We start from the raw sequence: 21,667 nt of genomic DNA, 5'->3' as shown, positions 1-21,667 counted from the left end.
GACGTTGTCGATATCGTGATCATCGGGGCCCGATTTCGGCGTTCGGTCTCTTTCTTACTGCCGTCGTGGGCGGGTGTACCAGAACCAGCTGAGGCGGCGTGAGCGCAGGCTCCAGGGGAACAGCAACACCTGCGTCACCACGAGGATGTGGCGACCTGGATGGAACCAGTCCGCCTTGCGGCCGGAGGTCAGTACGGGCGTTTCCAGGATCTCGACACGCTGGCCGTGCGCGCGGCCCCAGCGTCTCAGCGCGCGGGACAGGAACACCTCTTCCCCCGCGTACACGGCCTCGCTGAAGCCGTCCACCGCCGCGAAGGCCTCGCGGGTGCAGAAGACGTAGCAACCCGCCGCCAGGCTCAGGCGCGCGGAGAGGGTGTTCCACGCGGTGGCACCCCAGCGATAGATCCGGTGGCTGAGGTGGTCGAAGGTGACCCGTGCGCCGCCCCCGCAGACGTCGCCGCTGTCCAGTGCTTCCAGTGTCGCCTGCAACAGGGCGCGGTCGGGCCAGGTGTCGGCATCGACGAACAGGAGGTAATCGCCGCAGGCTACGGCCGCGCCGGCATTGCGGGCGCGGCTGATGCGGCGCTCGGGTTCGAACACGACGCGGCATCCCGCGGCCTGGGCAATCTGTGGCGTGCGGTCGGTCGAAGCGTTGTCGACCACGATGATCTCGCTGTTCCGGTCAATGCCGGATAGCGCTTCCTGCACCGCCGCCAGGGTGCGCGGCAGCCATTCGGCCTCGTTCCAGGCCGGGATGATGATCGACAGGGCCGGTCTGCGGGACACGTGGGTCAGTAGGTCGGCATGTGGGGGTCGACATCGCGCGCCCAGGCATCGACGCCGCCCGTCAGGTTGATCACGTGCTGGAATCCGGCCCGGTCCAGGAATCCGCAGACCTGCTGGCTGCGCACCCCGTGGTGGCAGATCACCACGATCTCGCCCTCGGCGTTCAGATCCTGATAGGCCGTCGGAATCTGGCCCATCGGGAGCAGTTGCGAGCCCCCGATGTGGCAGTGCTCGTATTCCCAGGGCTCGCGTACATCCAGGAGCAACGGCGGGTGCTCCGCCTGGGCGAGGTAGTCCTGTAGTTCTCGGGGAGACATCTGGCGCATGGGTCGATCCGTGCCTGAGTAAGCCCGCCACGCTAGGGTGCGGCGGGCCGGGGCGCAAGAAACACGATCATTACCGCGTCGAGGGGGATTGACCGGCATGCTGTCGCGGAGGGAGACACCCATTCATGGGTACGGCGGGTCGAGGCGCCCGGGATCGTATCGTGTGGTTTGCGGCAGGAGGGCTGGCTGGAGGTTGCGGCGGTTCTTGTATAACTGCGGCGATGGGGAGGCGTGCGAGAGCATGCGAATGGCACCCGGGCCCGCGACGTTCGTGGTGGATGGGCCCGGCACCAGGCGCTGCATCCATGGCGATCGCGGGGGCTGTCAGCGAGACACGCTTAATCGGCCCCCCGGCTGCCGCTCGGGCGGCATTGACAGCAGACGATGGTATTCCGCCCGCACCGCCGCATAGCATTCACAGGCACACGCCTCCAGACCGGGCCGGTCGAGCACGGTGATGTGCCCGCGGTGATACTCGATCAGGCCCGCTTTTTGCAGTTTTCCGGCGGCGCAGGTGATGCCTTCCCGGCGCACGCCCAGGATATGGGCGATCAGTTCCTGGGTCATTTCGAGGGTGTTCGCGTGCAGACGGTCGAGATTCAGTAGCAGCCAGCGGGCGAGTTGCTCGTCCAGGGTGTGGTGGCGGTTGCATACCGCCGTTTGTGCCATCTGGGTCAGCAGCGCCTGGGTATAGCGCAACAGCAATTGCTGCATGTGCCCACCGTGGGTGAACTCGTCTTTCAGGACCTGGGCCTTCAGCCGAAACCCGTGTCCGGCGCTATGCACGACCGCGCGGCTGGATGTGCTTTCGCCGCCCATGAACAAGGAGACCCCGATCATGCCCTCGTATCCAACCACGGCAACTTCGGTCGTTCCGCCATCTTGCATCACGTTGAGGAGGGACACGATGGCCGTGGTGGGGAAGTAGGCGTAGCGCATTGGGTGTCCGGGTTCGGCCAGGACCTCCCCCAGCGGCATGGGTACCGCCTCCATGTGCGGGGAAAGATGCGCGTAATCGTCGAGCGGAAGTCCTGCGAGCAACTGGTTCGCGCGAAGTCTATCGGAGTACGGCATCCTGGCCCCCCTGCCCGAAGGTTGAATCAGTACATAAGCCCCCCCCGGTGGCCGCAAGCGCGACGGTGCTCCATCGCTGCTGGCTGAAGTGTTCATGGATTCGATCGTTACCAAGCCATGTTGTTTTAATAGCCTCACGGCTGCTGGACGTCAACGCTTGATTCACGTGAACGTGAATTTGAAAGGATTCTTTCGGGGGCGTCCACTCCTACACGGGTTGCCCCGGGCCACGCGGCGCCGAGCCTGCATGGCGGGCAGATCGAGTAACACCCGGGTGCTACAGAGGTTTGGACGTTCCACGTTCAATGTGCGTGTCCAATTGGCGTGACCCGGGCGTCTGCACGAACTTGCGGAGGCGAACAGACGACAAGGCTCGCGGGGGGCGGAGCGGAAGCTGCCATGGTGCAGCAGGCGCAATGTGCGGGATCGAACATACGGTGAACGCGCCTGGCCCCAGTATAGGCTGGAAGTGTACGGCTTTCGGACCCGCTCCTAGTATCGAGACCGAAAGCCCGGTGTTAGAAACCGGCTCGCCGGCGGTGGGTTGCGAACCCGGCCGCTGGAGTCGAGCCAAGTACGGAGTCCCAGCATGGAGCCACCAGCAGCGGTTGTCGAACCCGCCGATGATCCCCGAGCGTTACAGCGCGCACTGTCCGCGTATCGTACGCCGCTTCTCGCGCGCAGCGTGTTTGAACTGGTCGTTACCGTGATCCCGTTCGGCCTTTTCTGGTTTCTGACCTGGGCCAGTGTGAGCGCCGGCTACTGGATCGGCCTGGTGCTGGCCATTCCCGCTGCCGGATTTCTCGTGCGGCTGTTCATGATCCAGCATGACTGCGGGCACGGGTCATTCTTCCCGTCCCGGCGCGCGAATGACTGGGTCGGACGGGCACTGGGCATCTTCACGCTCACGCCCTACGACTTCTGGCGCCGCACGCATGCCCTCCATCATGCGCACTCCGGCAATCTGGATCGCGCGGACGAGGGGAGCATCGATACCTTGAGTGTGCGGGAATACCAGGCCCTGTCTGCCTCGCAACGCCTGCGTTACCGGCTGTACCGGCATCCGCTGATCCTGTTCGGGCTGGGTCCGGTGTACCTTTTCATGTTGAGCAACCGCCTACCCGTCGGGTTCCTGCGCGCGGGATGGATGCCCTGGTTGAGCACCATGGGTACCAATGCAGGCATTGCGCTGGTCGTCGTTGGGATGATGTGGCTGGTGGGTGCGGGCACCTTCCTCCTGGTGCACCTGCCGATCGCGGTTCTGGCGGGCGCGATCGGTGTCTGGCTGTTCTATGTCCAGCACCAGTTCGAGAATACGCGGTGGGCGCACGACGAGGCGTGGAGCTTCCAGGAAACGGCGCTTTACGGGAGTTCCTATTACGAGCTGCCTGCGGTGCTTCGCTGGATGACCGCGAATATCGGGATACACCACGTCCACCACCTCGCCAGCCGCATTCCGTTCTATCGATTGCCCGAGGTGCTGGAAGACCATCCGCAGCTTCGCAAGATCAGCCGTGTCACGCTGAAGCAAAGCCTCCATTGCGCCCGGCTCGCCCTGTGGGACGAGGAGCGGCAGCGTCTGGTCCCCTTCGAACACGCAAGCACGCAGACACCTCCGGTACGAGCGTAGGCGTACAGCGCGGGGTCTCCGGCAGCGCTCGACGCGTGTGTCGGCCGCCGGTGCCGGACGTGCGAATGGATCAGGGTCTCCCTCGCGTGCAACCGGCCATGCCGGATCGTGCACCCTGTCTGGCGGATGGGGGCCTGTGGTCGCTCCCCGAATGACCGGCGGGCTGTTCGGCGGCCCGGCAAAGCTGCGGGCAAATCCTCCGCGGCGACGATGCGGGTCCTATCGGAGTCCGAAGAATCCCAGTATGAACAGGACGATAACGATGGCGCCGACGATGTAGATGATCTGGTTCATGAGCTCTTTCCTGGGTTGGACGGGTTCGGCAACAGGCTGTCCGAACCCCGTGATTCGCCTTCAAGCGTATGCGTGGCCGGATTGCCCGTCGGTGCGGCACCGCACAGGGCGTTTCGGGACTCATTCAAGCGGGCCGCGCAAGCTGCGAGGTCACTGCATTGGCTGGCTTGTGGCGCACAGACACCCGCAGGGCCGCATGCCGAAGCAGGACGCATTGTGTTCGGCTGCCGGGTTTTGTTCGGCAACAGACAGACGCCGGGCTTGGGGCCCGCGTAGCTTGAAGCTGGCGAAACGCCGAGAACGTGGGCGGTCGCTCGAGCACGCCGGAGACCGCCTCCGGGACGCGGGTCGGGTCCCGTAAGTGAATGACGGATGGGCCGGGCGGCCATCCCGGACGTGACTCCTTTTTATCGACAACCGTTAATGGGAGAACAAGCATGAACAAGGACCAGATCAAGGGCCGCGTCGAAGAGGCGAAGGGCCAGGCAAAGCAGACGGCCGGGAAGGTCGTTGGCAACAAGGAGCTGGAAGTGAAAGGGCGCGCTCAGAAGGCGGGCGGTAAGCTCCAGGCGGGGTATGGCAACCTGAAGAAGGATATCAAGGATTCCACTTGACCCGGACTTCCGACGGGTGACCCCGGTCACCGGCTGCGATCGCGGTGCGTGCGCCGGGAAGCAGAGCGACCCGGCACCGGGCTATCATGCGGGCACCAGAGGTCGTGACCTCGGGATGGATTTGACTGGAGGACCGATGCGGAAGCTGAGCCCGGAGTTCGAGAGACAGTTGCAATTGCGCCATGAGGCCGAGTCCCGGCTAAAAGAGGGCTCGGCTCCGCCTAATGGTGGCTGGACGGTTGGCCCGGATTCGCTGACGCTCCTTTATCGCCTGGCAAGCGACCCCGATACCGCCGCGGATGCGCTCAGGCTGCTGAGTGAATTGCAGACCCACCAGGTCGAGCTGGATCTGCAGAACTCCCAGCTGAGAACCGACCAGGAGGAACTGGATCACGCCCTGGCGCGTTATCGGGGTCTCTATGAGTTTGCGCCGGTGGGGTATCTGGTGGTTGGGCTCGATGGAAGAATTCTCGAAGGCAATCGTGCCGGCGCGGAGCTGCTCGGTACGGTACCGGATGGACTCGAGGGCGAGCCCCTGGCGTCGTGGTTCGCGCAGGGCAGCCACTCGGCGATCCAGGGCGTGGTTGAAGCGTGCCGGGAAGGCGCCGGGGGTGTCTGCTGCTCGGTCGAATCCAGCGGTCGAGGGGGTAATGGCGCGGAGCCGTTGCGAATCACCGCGAGCCTGGGCCCGGGGGGCGAGGACGTATTGCTGATCGTCTCGAGGTGCGAATCATCGCCGCGATGAGCCTGCCCGGGAGGCGCTGAGCATGGGTAACCGTTCCCCTGTCGATGCTCCGGAGGCGGTACGTATTATAGGAATCGGGGCATCGGCCGGCGGTCTGGTCGCGCTGGAGGAGTTTCTGCACCGTATACCGCCGGATCGTGGCATTGCTTGTGTCGTGGTGCAGCATCTTGATCCCACCCAGAAGGGGTTGCTGCCCGAACTGCTGCAGCGGGTTACGGCCATGCCAGTGCGTGCGGCCGAACAGGGGATGCGCATCGAACCGGGTCACGTGTATGTGATTCCGCCGAACACGGAACTCACCGTAGTCGGCACGACACTGCATTTGGCCGCACCCGCGGAGCCGCGCGGCATGCGCTTACCAGTCAATGTCCTGTTTTCGTCGCTGGCCAGTGGGCAGGGCGAGCGCGCCATCGGAGTGGTGCTCTCCGGTATGGGCTCGGACGGTACGGCGGGCTTGGAGGCGATCAAGGCCGTGGGCGGCCTGACGGCGGTGCAAGACCCCGAATCGGCGCAGTTCGACTCGATGCCCCGAAGCGCCATCAATGCGGGGTGTGCCGATATCGTGGCGACGCCGAACGAGCTGCCGGAACGGATTCTGGCCGTCGTGCGCGAGGCGAGCGCCGTTGCGGAAGAGGCGCTCCCCTCGGATAGCTCCACGCCTCTGGAACGGATCGTTGCCGCGTTGCAGCAGCGGATTCGCCATGACTTTTCGCTGTACAAGCCCAGCACGCTGCAGCGCCGGACGGAACGGCGCATGGCCATCCATGGCATCGCCTCGCTGGAGGAGTACGCAGCGTTCCTCGAACACAACGCGCAGGAAGCCGAACTGCTGTTCAAGGAACTGCTGATCGGCGTGACCAGTTTCTTCCGTGATCCCGCCGCCTGGGAGTATCTGGCGGATACGGTGCTGCCCGAGCTTCTGGAGCGGCAGAAGGGGGCAGAGAAGCTTCGCGCCTGGGTGATTGGCTGTTCGACCGGCGAGGAGGCCTATTCGCTGGCCATGGTGTTCACCGAGGTCATGGAGCGATCGCAGCCGCCGCCTGCCGTCACGTTGCAGATCTTCGCGTCGGACTTGAGTCCGGACGGCATTGCGACCGCGCGACGGGGCCGGTACCCACTCGCGATCGCGGATGATGTGTCGCCCGAACGGCTGGCGCGTTTCTTTACCGCCCATGAACACCACTATCAGGTGATACCGGGCATTCGGGACATGGTGCTGTTCTCCCAGCATGACGTGATCCTCGATCCGCCATTCACCAAGCTCGACCTGATTGCCTGCCGCAACCTGCTGATCTATTTTGGGCCGGAATTGCAACGCAAGCTGCTGCCCCTGTTCCACTACAGCCTGCGCCCGGGTGGCGTGCTGTTTCTGGGGACTTCCGAGACCGTCGGGCAATTCAACCATCTGTTCACACCGATCGAGTCGCGGCTGCGGTTCTATCAGCGCCAGGATCACACCTACATGGGTGGGCGTGATTTCCTGCTGCATGCCTTCCCGCCGCTGTCGGGCCCGAGCAAGGAGCGTCCCGTGTCCCCATCCGAGGTTTCCTCCCAACCCACCGATGCGCTGCAGGAGGCGGCCGATCAGGTCCTGCTGCAGGTGTATGCGCCGGCCGCGGTGGTGCTCAACGCCGATGGGGATATCGTCTACGTCAGCGGCCATACCGGAAAGTACCTCGAGCCGGCCGCTGGCAAGGCCAACTGGAATATCTTCGCCATGGCGCGCGAAGGCCTGGGTGGACCTCTGGTCGGGGCGTTGAAGCAGGCCGCGAAGGCCGACCGCCCCGTGCATCTGCATAGCCTGGAAGTGCCCACGCACGCCGGAGTGCAGCGCGTCGATGTCACCGTGCATGCCTTTCATGACGCATCCCCCTTGCGGGGCATGACCATGATCGTATTCCGTGATCTGGCCCCGAGCACGGCCGGGCAGGGTGGGCGCAGGAACAAGGGCAAGGGGGCAATGCCGGCCGCGCATGCCGCCCAGCTGCAGCAATACCGTGCCGAGATCGAGGCCTTGCGCGAGGAGGCGCGCACAGCCCGGGAAGACTCGCAGGCTGCGACCGAGGAGCTGCAATCCGCCAACGAGGAACTGCAATCGACCAACGAGGAGCTCAATAGCTCGAAGGAAGAGATGCAGTCCATGAACGAGGAACTGCAGACGATCAATGCCGAGCTGCAGGCCAAGCTGGACGATCTCGCGCTCGCGCAGAGCGACATGCAGAACGTGCTCAACAGCATCGATATCGCCATCCTGTTCCTGGATCAGAATCTGGATGTCCGGCGTTATACCGATCAGGCGGCCCGGATTTTTCGTCTCCGGGAGAGCGATGTCGGCCGGCCGCTGAGCGATCTGACCACCAGCCTGGAATACCCGGACCTGCATGACGATGCCCGCGATACCCTGCGCACCCTGGCGGTCTCGGAGAAACAGATCACGACCGACGACGGGCGCTGGTTCACGGTCCGCATCATGCCCTATCGGCGGGTGGACAACGTGATCGACGGGGTGGTGATTACCATGGTCGATATCACCGAGACCAAGAGGCTGGAAGCCGCGTTGCGGGAGTAGCCAAACCGATGACGGCCCGCCCCAATGGGCGGGCCGTCATGGAGCATGGACGAGTGGCGGCGCGCCACCGCGATCGCGGCCTCGGCAGGGTGGCCGAGCGTGCGTAGCGGGGTCCGAGCGCTATTTGAGCTGCATGTCGTTTTTGACCGACCGTACGCCCTCGACGCCACGTGCGATCTCGACGGCCTTGTTGATGTCCTCCTGGGAACTGACGAAGCCGCTCAACTGCACGCGGCCCTCGTAGGTCTCGACGGTGACTTCGAAGCCGCTCAGGGATGGCTCGTTGAACAATGCCGCCTTCACCTTGGTGGTGATCACGCTGTCGTCGACGTACTCGCCGACCGTCTGTCTTTCATTCGATGCAGCGCAACCCGCGAGGAGCAGGGCCAGCAAAAGGGTCAGGAAGATCGGGGGTAAATATCGCAACTGTCTCATTTCTTGTTCTCCAGATGGGTATGGACCTGGTCACCGTGGACGGTGTCGGTCAGGCGCTGCATTGACTTCGGGGTGTCGGTGGCGGCTTGTCCGTCGGCAGGAACGATGGGACTAGATCCGGCCGGTGAGTAGCAGGATGAGAAGGATGATCAGCACCACGCCGATTACCCCGCCCGGGGCATAACCCCAGTTCCGGCTGTGCGGCCACGTCGGGATCACGCCGATCAACAGCAGGACGAGGACGATGAGCAGAATGGTTCCCAGTGTCATGGCGTTTCCCTCAGTGTTGTGGGCCGTTTTGTGGCCGGGTCTTCTTGACCAGCACCTGTGAGAAAGTCTGGCGTGTACCCGATGGGCTGTCTGTACGATCCCGCACACATAGCGGGTCTTTCCCGAGGCGAGAAAGACCGGGCATTAAGGCGGGGCCGGCGAGCAGGCTTGCGGGCTTGAGTTCACCCGGCGCGTGGCCCACCCAAACCGTGTGGACCAAGGGGCGGGTACGCCTCGCCTGGGCCGGTGGGCGATCGGAGGGGCCGTGCACGGAAGGTGATTATGTTCGGCGGCGAACAGAGTCGTCCGCAGGAAAATGGCATTCTTGTTCGGTAGCGTTTCCCTAAGTCGGGTCAGCCCGGGTAGCGGGCTGTCGGTTTTCTACTCGGGGGAGCCTGGACGAGACGGGCCGTCCGCGCTGTGGAACTCGCATTCAGTCCGCAGAGAGGAGTGATCATGGCCGCCAACGAGCTCGGAAACGCCCCCGGTGATGCGCTCGACCGTACGGGTAGCTGCGCAGACGGGGGCGATGGCCCGGTCTTCTCCAGGAGTGCCCTTGCCAGAATCTGGAGCGGGCAGGAACGGCTGCGGCAGAAAATGCGGAGCCGAACCTCGACGAGCGCTGCTCACCGCAACGGCTAAGGGCACGGCCCTGCCTTGCGCAGAAGGCGCTGAAAGTCGTCCAGTGGCAGTGGCGCGCTGAACAGGAAACCCTGGAAGGTATCGCAGTCCTGGTCGGCGAGGAGGCGGCGCTGTGCCTCGGTTTCCACGCCTTCGGCAACGGTCGCGAGCCCCAGGCTCTTGGCCAGGGCGAGGATGGCCGTAACGAGGGTGGTGTCGGCACCCGGTTGGCCCATGCTGGCCACCAGCGAGGGGTCGATCTTGATTTCCTGCAGCCGCAGCCGGGTAAGGCGAGACAGGGACGACCAACCCCTTCCGAAGTCGTCCACCGATAAGCGAACGCCGATCTCCCTCAGTTGCCGCGACCGGGCCATGGTCGCTTCACTGCTGTCGAGGGTCGCGCCCTCGGTCAGCTCCAGGGTCAGCCTTTCCGGATTGGCGCCAGTGGACTCCAGTGCCTTGCGGACCTGATCGACGAAATCGTCCTGCCGGAACTCCAGCGCACTGATATTGACCGCCAGGGTAAGTTCGCGGGTGGTGGGATCCTGTGCCCAGGCCGCGAGCTGGGCGCAGGCGATCTCCAGAACCCAGCGACCGATGGGCAGGATCAGACCGGTCTGTGCGGCCATCCCGAGGAAGGCGCCAGGCGCCATCAATCCGTGTTTCGGATGTCGCCAGCGGAGCAGCGACTCGGCTCCCACCACGCGCCGTGTTCCATCGAACCGGGGTTGGTAGTGCAGTTCGAGTTGCCCCTTGCTGAGTGCCTGGCCCAGTGCGTCCTCCAGGATGCCCCGGGCATCGAGCACTGCCTGCATCGACGGGTCAAAGAAGATTACCCGGTTGCGCCCGGCCGATTTCGCCCGGTACAGGGCCAGATCGGCATGCTGAAGCAATTCTGCTTGGGTTTCGCCCGGACCGAACAGGCGCACGCCGATGCTGGTCGTGCAGTGGAACGCGAAGTCGCCGAAATCGACGGGCTCGGCAATGCTTTGACGCAGCTTTTCGCCAATGCTCTGGGCGAGCAGGGCGGCGCTGTCCCGCGTTGGGCCGAGACCGTCCAGGATGACCACGAATTCGTCGCCGCCCATGCGCGCCACGGTATCGCCTTCGCGCAGCCCGGCACGCAGGCGCTGACCCACCTCGGCGAGGAGTCGATCGCCGGCGTCGTGACCCCGGGTATCGTTGAGCACCTTGAAATCGTCGAGGTCGAGAAACACGATCGCGCCGTAGAGGCCCTTGCGCTCGGATGCCGCCAGTGTCTGGGCCAGACGGTCCAGCAGCAGACGTCGGTTGGGAAGGCCAGTCAGCGCATCGAAATAGGCGAGCCGGTGGATCTCGGCTGCGGCCTCGGCGCGCTCAGTGATGTCGAAAAACGCGATGCGCATGGTGTTCCCGGTGTGGGAGCGGTCCAGCGCGCCGCATTGCAGTTGGGCCGGGAACTGTGAGCCCTCCGCGTTCTGGAGTAGAAGTTCGTGCTCCTGGGGTGTGTCGAGGCGGCCGGCCCACACGGCCGCGGCGCGTTCCTGCCATCGCTCCCGGTCGCAGGAAGCGATGAACTGGTCAAAGGAATGTTCAAGCAACTGTGCCTGGGTGAGGCCCAGGAGCCGGGTGGCGAGTTGATTGGCGTCGGTCAACCGGCCATCGCGCGCAACGATGACATAGGCCACCGGGGCGGATTCGAAGAGATCGACATAGCGGTTGCGCGATTCCTCCAGTTCATGCTGGGCCTGACGCAGGGTCTCGTTCTGCATCTCCAGCTCGATCTGGTTAACCCGGAGTTCGTGCACGAGCGCCTGGGTCGATTCGGGGGGCTCCCGGGAAGCGACCCTTGCGAGTCGGGCCTCCGCCGCGCGCCGCAATGCGTTCTTGGTCTGGTACTCATCCCTCATCTGGTACTCAAGCCTCATGGTATCGTCCCTGTCGCATTCGATGCTCGGCACGCCTCGTGGCCGCATGCGTGTACCCCCAGGTGTAAGATTCATCACAAACGATTCGACCGGACGCATGATGCTGGCAGGGCGGCGCGGTGTCCGCGCGGGGTCGAACGCTCATGCCCAACCCTGGCACCGACCCTCCAGGGGGTCTGTGCGCTAGCGAACATGCGGCCGGTTCAATGGGTGTGGCCATCCCTCCGGGCCGATGGGCCGGGCCGTGTGGGCCATGCGGCCGCGGTCGCTGGTGGGTGGGGGCGTGATCACGCCTTTGTAACAAGATGGAGTTCGACATGATGCTCCTGGTGGTCGTCCACCAATGGGATGCGTGAATCCGGGCACTCGACACCGTCCACCGTCATGCGCGTCGCCTGACCTTCAGGTTCCCCGGTCGGCCGGATGGTGATGTGGTAGACCGTCTCGCGGTAGCGGTAGTGGATGCGGTAGGCGTCCCAGTCCGCAGGGATGCGGGGCGCGATGCGCAGATGATCGGCCTCCAGGTGCAGGCCCAGCAGGGTCTCGACCGTCAGCCGGTACATCCAGCCGGCCGCCCCGGTGTACCAGGTCCAGCCGCCGCGGCCGGTGTGCGGTGGGGCGCCGTAGATATCCGCACACATCACGTAGGGCTCGACCCGGTAGCGTTCGATGGCCTCCGGGGTGCTGCCCTGGTGGATGGGATTGAGCATGGCGAAGAACTCCCAGGCGCGTTCCGTGTCGCCCATCCTGGCGAATGCCATCGTGGTCCAGATCGCGGCATGGGTGTACTGGCCGCCGTTCTCGCGCACACCGGGGATGTAGCCCTTGATGTACCCCGGTTCCAGGTCGGAGTGGTCGAAGGGCGGGTCGAGCAGCTGGATGATCCGCGCGTCGCGTCGCACCAGGCGCGTGTCCACCGCCGCCATGGCCTGACGGGCGCGCAGCGGGTCGCCACCCCCGGAGAGGATCGCCCAGCTCTGGCTGATCGAATCGATCTGGCACTCCCCGTTGCTGGACGAACCCAGCGGAGTCCCATTGTCGAACCAGGCGCGCCGGTACCAGGCACCGTCCCAGGCTTCGGCTTCGATGTTGTCGCGAAGCGCTTCGGCCTGCGCGGTGCACAACTCGGCAAAGTCCGCGTCGCCGTGGTTGCGCGCGAGGTCGGCGAATTGCTCGAGATTCTCGAACAGGAACCACGCGAGCCATACGCTCTCGCCCTTGCCCTCGTTGCCGACCAGATTCATGCCGTCGTTCCAGTCGCCGCAACCCATCAGCGGCAGGTGGTGCTCGCCAAAACGCAGGCCGTGCCGAAGGGCGCGCACGCAGTGTTCATAGAGGCTGGCCGATTCCGACGAGGTCTGCGGCTGGTCGTAGTAGGCCTCCTCGTCCGCATGGAGTTCGCGGCCCTCCAGGAACGCGATGGACTCGTCGAGCACGCCGCTGTCCCCGGTGGCTGCCACGTAGCGACAGGCGGCATAGGGCAGCCACAGGTAGTCGTCGGAGAACCGGGTGCGCACGCCCTGGCCGTTGGGCGGGTGCCACCAGTGCTGCACGTCGCCCTGCGGGAACTGGCGTCCGGCACAGCGAAGCAGTTGTTCGCGGGCCAGCCAGGGCGTGGCATGGACGAGCGCCATGGTGTCCTGCAACTGATCCCGGAACCCGTAGGCACCGCCGGACTGGTAATAGCCGCTGCGGCCCCACAGCCGGCACGATATCGTCTGATACACCAGCCAGCCGTTGGCCAGCACGTTCAGGGCGGGGTCGGGCGTGTCCACATGCACCGCGCCCAGCGTGTGATTCCAGTATTCCCAGACCGCTTCGAGTGCGTGGCGCGCGCCGGCGCGTCCGCCGAATCGCTGGATGTACTGGCGCGCCTCGTCGGCGTTGGCGGCCGCACCGAACACGAACACGATCTCTTGTTCCTCTCCTGCAGCCAGTTCGATCCGGGTCTGGAGCGCGGCGCACGGGTCGAGGCCAGGTCCGGTCTTGCCGGACAGCCGCTTACGGCGCATCGCCTCCGGGCTGGCCAGCGAGCGGTTGCGGCCAATGAATTCGTTGCGACTCCCGCTGATCCAGCGCTCGCGTCCGCCGACATGGGCAAACACCACCCGGTTGGCGCATTCGCGGCCGTAGGCATTGCGGGCCAGCAGCGCCCCGGTTTGCGCATCGGCTTCGGTGACGATGTGCATCATGTTCGCGTGCCGCCACTCGCCGAGCACCAGTTCCCAGTACCCGGTCAGCGACAGGCTGCGTGGCCGCTGCGATGTGTTGCTCAGCTTGACCCGCACGATCTTCACCGGCGCGTCCATGGCGACGTAGGTATGCAGCTCCGAGGCGATCTCCGATTCGGTGTGTTCGAACACGCTGTAGCCAAACCCGTGCCGGCATACGTAGCCGGATTGGCCGCGGGCTGGCAGCGGCGTGGGTGACCAGAACATCCCGGTCTCCTCGTCGCGGATGTAGAAGGCCTCGCCGCTGGCGTCGGAGAGCGGATCGTTATGCCAGGTGGTGAGGCGGAACTCGTGCGCGTTCTCGACCCAGGTGTAGGCACTGCCGCTCTCGCTGACGACCGTGCCAATGTGGGGGCTGGCGATGACGTTGACCCACGGCGCCGGGGTCGTCTGGCCGGGTTCCAGGGTGACCACGTATTCATGCCCGTCGGGGGTGAAGCCGCCCAGCCCGTTGCTGAATACCCGCTCGCGTGACGCCAGCGGATGAACCGCTTCGGGGGTGGCGGGCTTGGCGGGTTCCAGCAGATCGGAGGCACGCGTTGCGGTCACGCGCCGGTCCACCGATCGGCCCGGCTTCGAGCGGCGCCGATCCACCGATCGTCCCTTGTTCGAGACCCGCCGATCCAGCGACTTGGCCGACAGCCTCCGGTCCATCTCTTCGCTCAGGGTCTTGGCCGTGTCGCTGAAGACGATCCGCGCCACCGTCTGCAGCAGGACCCGTTCGTCCTCGGTCAGTTCTTCGGCACGGCGCACGAAGACGCCGCCGGGGTGGTCGACGACCTGCGCCTCGGGTCCGGCGTGGATCAGCCCCATGATTTGATCCTGGAGCAGGGCGCGGTAGCCGGAGAAGTCCTCGTTCACGATCACCAGGTCCGCGGCAAGGCCCTTCAGGCGCCAGTAGGTGTGGGCCTGCAGGATCTGTCTGACCAGGCCGATGCGATCCAGGTTACGGATGTGCAACAGGACAATGGGCAGGTCCCCCGAGATGCCGAAGCGCCACAGCCCGGACTGGCCCAGCCGGTTGCGCGCGATGGTGGCGGGCTCGGTGCGGCGCAGGGCGTTGCCGTAGACGACGGAACTGGCCAGGCGACCGAAGAGCTGGGCATCGACTTCGGTGGCATTGATGTGGCGCAGCACCTCCTGGCTCTGGAACCAGGCCATCTCGAATGCCCGCTCGACAAAGTAGCGGTCGCAATACTTTTCCAGCAGGGCCAGTGCGGTCTCGCGGGTGTCCACGGCCCCGGAGATGATCTGCACGCTGGCCGACTCGTCGGGCGCCAGGGTCAGGGTGCGGCGGATCGCGACCACGGGGTCGAGCACCGGCCCATCCGTATTGGAAAGGGTCGCTTCGCTGTCCGGCTTGTCGAGCACCAGCGGGTTGGCGGCGCTGCGCCCGCGGCCGATGAAGCGGGCACGGTCGGTCTCGTAGGAGGGTTCGTCGGTTGTCGCACCCGGGGCCGCCATCAGGTGGAACATCCAGGGCACTTGTTCGCCCGGCGTGCGTGGGCGCCGCGTGCAGAGGATCGCCTGGCGCTCCGGCAGGATCTCGGTCTGCACGAACAGATTGCTGAACGAGCGGTGCGCGAGGTCGTTGTTCAACGGCGCCAGCACCACCTCCGCGTAGCTGGTCACCTCGATGTGGCGGGTACTGGACGACTGGTTGGTGAGGGTGACGCGGCGGATCTCGACATCGTCCTCGGGCGAGACACAGATCTCGGTGTGGGCCTCGATCGCGTGGTCGCGGCGGCGGTATTCCGCCCGCCCCTGGACGAAGATTGCCTCGTAGTGGTCGGCGGGGCGCAGGGTGGGCTGGTGGGCTGTCGACCAGTAGGTGCCGCTGTCGCGGTCGCGCAGGTAGATAAACGTGCCCCAGCCATCGGTGGTGGCATCCTCGCGCCAGCGGGTGACGGCAAGGTCGCGCCAGCGGCTGGCGCTGCCGCCGGCATGTGTCGCCACGACGTGGTAACGACCGTTCGACAGCAGATGAACCTCGGGCATCGGCGTGTCCGGGTCGGTGAACATGCGCATGATCGAACCGGTGTCCGCGCCGGAGGGTCGAGCGGCGGCACTGACCTCCGCGGCGTGCGGGTGCACGGTGGCGCCCTTCTTTGGCACCCGTTCCTGGAGCAGCAATTCGGTCGCCCGCACCAGCGGATCGGACATGAAACGGCGCTGCATTGGCTGATCGAGCAGGACATGGGCAAAGGCGAGCAGGCTCATGCCCTGGTGATGCGCCATGAAGGAGCGCACAACGGCATGCGGATTGCCGTGCGGCACCCGGGTCGCCGTATAGTCGATCGCCTCGTAGAACCCGTAGGCGCCGAGGAATCCCTGATCCGCCAGGTTCTGGAGGTTACGGCAGGCGTCCTGCGGTGCCACGGTCAGGGCCAGGGCGCTGGCGTAGGGTGCGATCACAAGGTCATCGCCCAGCCCCCGCTTGAGCCCGAGGCCGGGAACGCCGAAGGCGCGGTACTGGTACACCTGATGGAGATCCGTGGCGCTGTAACAGGACTCGGATATACCCCAGGGCACTGCCCGTTGACGGCCGTATTCGATCTGCCGCGCCACGGCCGCCTTGCCGGTCTGGTCCAGCAGGGTATTGGCGTAGCTCGGCATGATGAGCTGCGGCATCAGGTACTCGAACATGGAGCCGCTCCATGAGATCAGGCTGATGTCGCCACCATGGCGGGTCAGCAGGCGGCCGAGCGTGAACCAGTGTTTCTGCGGCACCTGTCCCTGCGCGATGAGCAGGAAACTGGCCAGGCGGGCTTCCGATGCCAGCAGGTCGTAGCACGATGGGTCACGCCGCCGTTCGGTCACGTCATAGCCGATGGCCAGCAGGTCGCGCGGCGCGTCGTAGAGAAATTCGAAATCCATGGTCGCCAGTGCGCTGCAACGCCCGATCAGGTCATCGATGCGGTCGATCTGTTCCCGGGCGGCGCCACCTCCGGAATCTGCCCGGGCCAGTTCCGCCAGCGTCGGGAGGCCGTTGTCCGGCCACGTGGCGGGAACCAGCTGCGCGAACTCTTCCTGGAGGGCCTTGGCCTGGCGCTGGAATGCCTGCGTCCAGGCCTCCAGTTCAGGGTCGATCTCGGTACCTGGCGACGGCTCCTCGAGGAGCATGCCTCCGAGGCGGTGAAGCTCGCCGAGCGCACGGGTGGCGGCATCCAGGGTCTGCGGGGGGCCGTTCAGCATCAGGGTGCGCAGGGTCTCCTGCAGCCGGCCGACGGTTTTCGTCAACTCGGGCGCGGAAGCAGGGGGCAAGTGTTCGGCGAGCACCTCCAGGGTGTCCTGTAGGCCCTGCCACGCGTTCGCGGTCAGTATCGGTTGGTGCTTTAGTTCCTCCAGGCCGGCTTGCAGGGTCAGCAGGCTGCCGGCCAGGTTACCGCTGTCCACCGACGATACGTATTGCGGCTGGAGGGGTTGCAGCGTGCGGGTGTCGTACCAGTTGTAGAAATGCCCGCGATAGCGCTCCAGCTGCTCCATCGAGCCCAGGGTATTGCCGATGCGTTCCAGGCATTCCACGGTCGTGAGATAGCCGAAATCGACCGCCGCCAGATCGGCCAGTAGCGCCATGCCCATGTTGGTCGGCGAGGTCCGCGTGGCGATGGCCGGGGCGGGGGATTCCTGAAAATTGTCGGGTGGGAGCCAGTGATCTTCGGGGCCGACGAAGTCCAGGAAGTAGCGCCAGGTACGTCGGGCCACGGCCCGCAGGAAGGCCCGCTGATCGGCGCTCAGGTCCGGAGTGGAAACGCTCAGCGGCCGGCTGATCCACCAGCCGATCGCCGGCGAGACCAGCCACAGCAGCAGGATCGGGACGGCAGCAAGCGAGATCGCCGCCGGGCTGCTGGTTAGGGCCAGTAGCACGCCCAGCACGACGGCAAGGCCGGGTGCGATCGCCATCTCCCGGAAAAAGCCGGCCGGCGTCTGGCGGGCATTGCGGCGCGCGTACGATGGCAGGTGCCACAGCAGGAGGCCGCTGCGCGTGTACAACATGCGGATGCCCGAGTGCAGGATCGCACCCACGCTGATCCGCGCGTCGTAGGGCAGGAAGGCCAGGGTCAGCAGGGCGAGCAGCAGCGGCCGGCCGGTCGACCGTCCGGTCAGGTTCAAGTGTGGCGCCCAGTCGCGTCCGGTGGGCTTGTCGATCAGCTCGATGATGCTGGACAGCAGGGTGGGCAGGAGCACCACGGCCACGACCAGCAGGGTCCACAGCCACGCCGGTCCCAGCAGCCAGCCCCCTGCAAGCAGGAGCACCAGCGCGGGCGCGACCAGGCTGCGCCGCAGGTTGTCGAACAGTTTCCAGCGCGACAGGGCCGAGAGCGGGTTCGGCTGGCGCGGTCCCATGGATCCGTCCGGGCCGGGCGGCCCCGGTACCCGCGGGCGCAGCCAGCCTGCCAGTTGCCAGTCGCCCCGTATCCAGCGGTGGCGCCGACTGGCCTCGGTGGCAACGCTGGCCGGGTGTTCCTCGATCAGTTCGATATCGGTCACCAGGGCCGACCGCGCATACCCGCTTTCGAGCAGGTCGTGACTGAGGATCAGGTTTTCCGGAAAGCGTCCGTCGACGGCCTGGCGGAACGCATCCACGTCGTAGATGCCCTTGCCAATAAACGAGCCTTCGCAGAAGACGTCCTGGTAGACGTCCGACACTTCGCGGGTATACGGGTCGAGGCCGGACTCACCGGCAAACAATCGGCTGAAGTGCGACTGCTCGGCGCTGGTCAGGCTGATCATCGCGCGGGGCTGGAGGATCGCATAGCCCTCCACCACGCGGCCCTTGTCGGGGTCGTAGACCGGGCGGTTGAGCGGATGCGCCAGATTGCCGATCAGGGCGCGGGCTGCGTCGCGTGGTAGCTGTGTATCGGTATCCAGGGTGATGACGTACTGGATCGACGCGAGCACGGACGGATCGCCAACAAGATCGGAGAAGGCGGTCAGGGCTTCGCCTCGCAGCCGCGCATTGAACTGCTCCAGCTTGCCGCGCTTGCGCTCATGGCCCATCCAACTCTGCTCGAACGGATTCCACACCCGGGGCCGGTGGAACAAGTAAAAGATGCAGGGGCGGTCGTCGCTGTAGGTCTGGTTGAGTTGTTCGACTGCACTGCGCGCATGGGCGAGCAGCGCCTCATCCCCGGGCATGGTTTGTTCGGGCGCGTCGCGGAAGTCCGTCAGCAGGGCGAAAAACAGGTTGGGATCGCGATTCCCGAGATAGCGGATCTCCATGGCTTCGAGCAGATCATCGACATCCTGCGGACTTCCCAGCAGGGTGGGTACGACCACCATGGTGCGGTGGCGGTCGGGAATCCCGTGGGAAAAATCCATGCGGGGCAAGGCCCGTGGTGGCAAAACGCGCGTGTACAGCAGGTTCACCAGGGCGATCGCCAGCGCCGAGGCGGCGATCAAGAGCGGAAGCGCAAGCAGCCAGTTCCACCCGGAACCGGCGCCGAAGAAGCCACCAAGGGCTGCCGCACCCCCTGCGATGAGGAGTGTGAGCAACCCAATGGGCCCCAGATACAGGGGCAGGCTGTGTTCCCGGAACACCCCGCGGATGCGGGATCTCCACGAGGGCCGGTAGCCCACCGCATGCTCCAGGTCCGGACGTCCCCGGTCGACCAGGTAGTAGCCCACATGCACATTGCGGTCGCGGTGGTTCCGGTGTGTGGCTGCCGCTTGCGCCAGACCGATGGCTTCGTGCGCGACGCTCGGTTCGCTGCGGCCGCTGTGGCGAGCCACTTCCTCGATCACGTGGCGGTACCGGTCGCGGGTCGCGAAGTCCTGGCCGGCGTAGCTGCCCATTGGATCCTCGCTCAGAATCCGCTCCACCACGCTGAGTGACTCGACATACTGCTTCCAGTCCATCGAGGAGATGAACCGCAGGCTACCGATGCAGTTGGCGATGGAAATCTGGTTGGCTGCCGCCGTGCGTCCATACGCCTCGGACAACCCGGTAGTGGTGACCCCCTGTTCCTGCAACCGTTGCTCGACCCAGGTCTGCACGAAGGCCATGGCCGGCCCCTGCGCCTGGAGCCGGCCGTAGAACTCCTCCACAAACGGCGCCGTCAGCGGTACATCGGCACTGGCAAACTCGGCCAGCAACTGGATCAGCTGCGCGGGTTCGCGTTCGGCGGCCGCGAGCATGCGGTCCGCCCAGGTGATGGCCGCGTCACGTTCCACGCGACGCTGGGCGATGCGCACCCCGACGCGGCGCAGGTTCTCCAGCAAGGCCAGCTGGAGCATGATCGGGAACGCCCACAGCTCACCCAGTTTCAGGGGCTCGACGGTTTGATAGGCGGCGATCATCTCGGTGGCGTTGTCGCGATCGACCCGCCCATCCATGTGCGAGATCAGTCCCAGCGCCAGGTCGTAGATGCGCGGGAATCCCGCCGAGGGGCCATCGGCCAGGTGCGGCAGCTGCCGGCTGTAGCCGTCGGGCAGATGGCGTCGTGCCATCGCGATCTGCTGCTCGATCAGATAGAAGTTGTCGAGCAGCCACGCCTCGTCCGGCACGATTCGCTGGCCCGGTACTTCGGCACGGGTCGCGGTGATGACATCGTAGGCCGCGATCAGGACCTGTTCATTGTCCGCCAGGCGCGGCAGCAGCCGGTCCGGTCCGGGGCGGGGATCGATACGGTGCTGCTCGGCCAGCGTGACCGCATGCCGCTTGAGCTGCTCGACGCTCAGAAGCTCCGAACGCAGCAACTCGGTGTCGCGGTCGTGGCGAAGCGCCTCGCGCGTACGCGAGGAAGATCCGAACGCCTTGATGTCGATGACCTTCTCCTTGTCCGGACGCAGGTGGGTCAGGGCCGGGCTGGCCTACCCCGTCGTAGGCAACGACTTCAGTCTTGCACCTTGCGTCAGCGCCGTATGTTCGCCAGCGCACGGTGGGGTTCACGCAGATGTGATGCAGCGACAAGGGGGAGGCCTCAGGACTGGTCAGAGAAACACGGTCCGGATAAGCGCCAAACGGACTCTCAGTTCCGGCGCGCTTCAATTGTCAGATCGGGGTTGTTCGAGGGTGTTTGCGCGAGGGGGGGGCAGCGTCAGAGGTCTGCTGGATGGTTTGTACGACGGGGGCCTGCCGTGACTGGTAAGAGGGGGTCACCAACGCCCTGGAGCCCATAACGAGAAAGGGCACCCGGATGGGGTGCCCTTTCTCTGGAGTGTGGCGTGCCCGGAAGGATAGCGGCGACGCTGCGCGTCTCGCCCTTCCGGGTGGCGGCCTGCGGTCGACACGTTCCTCGCTGCGCTCGGGATCGAACCGGGTTGTTGAGCGGAGGTTCGAATCCTTTGTGCCAGCGCAAACGAAAACCTGATTAGCAACGAGAGTCAGCCAGGCCCAAGGATCGTGCCGCATCTGTGGACCACGGGTTACCTGGGGCGGACGGTTGGTATCAAGATCCGGTATGACGATTTCCGTACGGCCACGCGCGATCTGACGCTTGAGGCCTGGACGGCCGATCCCGAGCAGATCCTGGCGGCCACCCGCGACTGCCTGCGCCGTACTCCGCTGGATCGCCCCATGCGCTTGCTGGGGGTGCGGATAGGCAAGCGGGCCCTGGACGCGCGGCAGGGGGCGATGGAGCAGTGGCAGCAGGCCGTCCTTCCGTTCTAGGGAGACGCTGATTCAATCGCGCGTTCGCGTTGGTGCCCCCTTTTTCCCGAGCCAAGGCGCGTCGTGCAGCGGGTAGTGGTTCTACCCGCAAGTGGCGCAACGCAGGATCGGGGAACAGGGGCACCAACCCGACAAATCATTGAAAGAGCGGGCTCGGCCGCCCGTTATTGATCAAAAACGGGCGCGCGAACAGCGTTGCGGCTCCCTTGTGCAGAGTGACTGCACGGCAGTCACCGCGCCTTGTTCGCACGCAAAAGCGACTCGAGCGCGAACGCGCGATTAAATCAGCGTCTCCCTAGTGTCCTTTAACAATAGTTCGCATCATTATTGAGGCGATCACTTACACGGGCGATGGACGCGATGATCTGGTCGGCTGTTTTGCGCCAGATGAACGGTCGGGGTTCATCGTTGTACGTCTCCAGGTATTCGCGGATGGAATCCTCGAGTTCCCGAGTGCTGCGATGCGAACCGCGTTTGATCCAGCGTTCCGAGATGAGCGCGAAGAAGCGTTCGACCAGGTTGATCCATGACGCCGAGGTGGGCGTGAAGTGCA

General features: G+C 65.3%; 12 protein-coding genes and 1 pseudogene. 5 read left to right on the top strand and 8 right to left on the bottom strand.

Annotated features, from left to right (window positions below; all coding sequences use genetic code 11):
* Positions 1 to 54: 54 nt before the first annotated feature.
* The 3 genes from D579_RS0110460 to D579_RS0110450 form a co-directional block, all read right to left on the bottom strand.
* Positions 55 to 786, bottom strand: a complete 732-nt coding sequence (locus D579_RS0110460) for a glycosyltransferase (RefSeq protein WP_018951982.1) — start codon at positions 784 to 786, stop codon at positions 55 to 57.
* 5 nt (positions 787 to 791) lie between these two features.
* Entirely contained in the window at positions 792 to 1,112 is a 321-nt protein-coding gene (locus D579_RS0110455) for a rhodanese-like domain-containing protein (RefSeq protein WP_018951981.1), read from the bottom strand.
* A gap of 324 nt (positions 1,113 to 1,436) precedes the next feature.
* Positions 1,437 to 2,090 carry a Crp/Fnr family transcriptional regulator gene (locus D579_RS0110450; protein ID WP_018951980.1) on the bottom strand — a complete coding sequence of 218 codons (654 nt, stop codon included), beginning with the start codon at positions 2,088 to 2,090 and terminating at the stop codon, positions 1,437 to 1,439.
* Positions 2,091 to 2,775: 685 nt separating this feature from the next.
* Between D579_RS0110450 and D579_RS0110445 the strand changes: the two genes are divergently transcribed.
* From D579_RS0110445 to D579_RS0110430, 4 genes are all read left to right on the top strand, one after another.
* Entirely contained in the window at positions 2,776 to 3,816 is a 1,041-nt protein-coding gene (locus D579_RS0110445) for a fatty acid desaturase (RefSeq protein WP_018951979.1), read from the top strand.
* A gap of 731 nt (positions 3,817 to 4,547) precedes the next feature.
* The gene (locus D579_RS0110440) at positions 4,548 to 4,724 is read left to right on the top strand and encodes a CsbD family protein (protein ID WP_018951978.1); all 177 of its coding nucleotides are present in this window, start codon (positions 4,548 to 4,550) and stop codon (positions 4,722 to 4,724) included.
* Between the two features lie 136 nt (positions 4,725 to 4,860).
* Positions 4,861 to 5,469 carry a PAS domain S-box protein gene (locus D579_RS0110435; RefSeq protein WP_018951977.1) on the top strand — a complete coding sequence of 203 codons (609 nt, stop codon included), beginning with the start codon at positions 4,861 to 4,863 and terminating at the stop codon, positions 5,467 to 5,469.
* 22 nt (positions 5,470 to 5,491) lie between these two features.
* Positions 5,492 to 8,038: a chemotaxis protein CheB gene (locus D579_RS0110430; RefSeq protein ID WP_026289508.1), complete on the top strand. Its 2,547-nt coding sequence runs from the start codon at positions 5,492 to 5,494 to the stop codon at positions 8,036 to 8,038.
* A gap of 120 nt (positions 8,039 to 8,158) precedes the next feature.
* Here D579_RS0110430 and D579_RS0110425 read toward each other — a convergent pair whose 3' ends face one another.
* From D579_RS0110425 to D579_RS0110410, 4 genes are all read right to left on the bottom strand, one after another.
* Positions 8,159 to 8,473, bottom strand: coding sequence for a BON domain-containing protein (locus D579_RS0110425; RefSeq protein ID WP_018951975.1), 315 nt, complete (start codon positions 8,471 to 8,473; stop codon positions 8,159 to 8,161).
* Between the two features lie 111 nt (positions 8,474 to 8,584).
* Positions 8,585 to 8,743: a DUF3309 family protein gene (locus D579_RS14855; RefSeq protein ID WP_018145506.1), complete on the bottom strand. Its 159-nt coding sequence runs from the start codon at positions 8,741 to 8,743 to the stop codon at positions 8,585 to 8,587.
* A gap of 638 nt (positions 8,744 to 9,381) precedes the next feature.
* Positions 9,382 to 11,151 (bottom strand): EAL domain-containing protein, encoded by a 1,770-nt coding sequence (locus D579_RS0110415; RefSeq protein WP_018951974.1) that lies wholly within the window; start codon positions 11,149 to 11,151, stop codon positions 9,382 to 9,384.
* 407 nt (positions 11,152 to 11,558) lie between these two features.
* Positions 11,559 to 20,201 carry a GH36-type glycosyl hydrolase domain-containing protein gene (locus tag D579_RS0110410; protein WP_018951973.1) on the bottom strand — a complete coding sequence of 2,881 codons (8,643 nt, stop codon included), beginning with the start codon at positions 20,199 to 20,201 and terminating at the stop codon, positions 11,559 to 11,561.
* A 646-nt stretch (positions 20,202 to 20,847) separates the two neighbouring features.
* Here D579_RS0110410 and D579_RS0110405 point away from each other — a divergent pair.
* Entirely contained in the window at positions 20,848 to 21,114 is a 267-nt protein-coding gene (locus D579_RS0110405; protein ID WP_018951972.1) for a hypothetical protein, read from the top strand.
* Between the two features lie 305 nt (positions 21,115 to 21,419).
* Here D579_RS0110405 and D579_RS14260 read toward each other — a convergent pair.
* A pseudogene (locus tag D579_RS14260) lies at positions 21,420 to 21,667 on the bottom strand (IS630 family transposase); the annotation flags it as partial.

Origin of the sequence: Thioalkalivibrio sp. AKL12 (genome assembly GCF_000377925.1) — a bacterium.
GTDB lineage: Bacteria > Pseudomonadota > Gammaproteobacteria > Ectothiorhodospirales > Ectothiorhodospiraceae > Thioalkalivibrio > Thioalkalivibrio versutus.
Note: the sequence above shows the minus strand (reverse complement) of the source record. Positions and strands in the feature narration are given on the sequence as shown.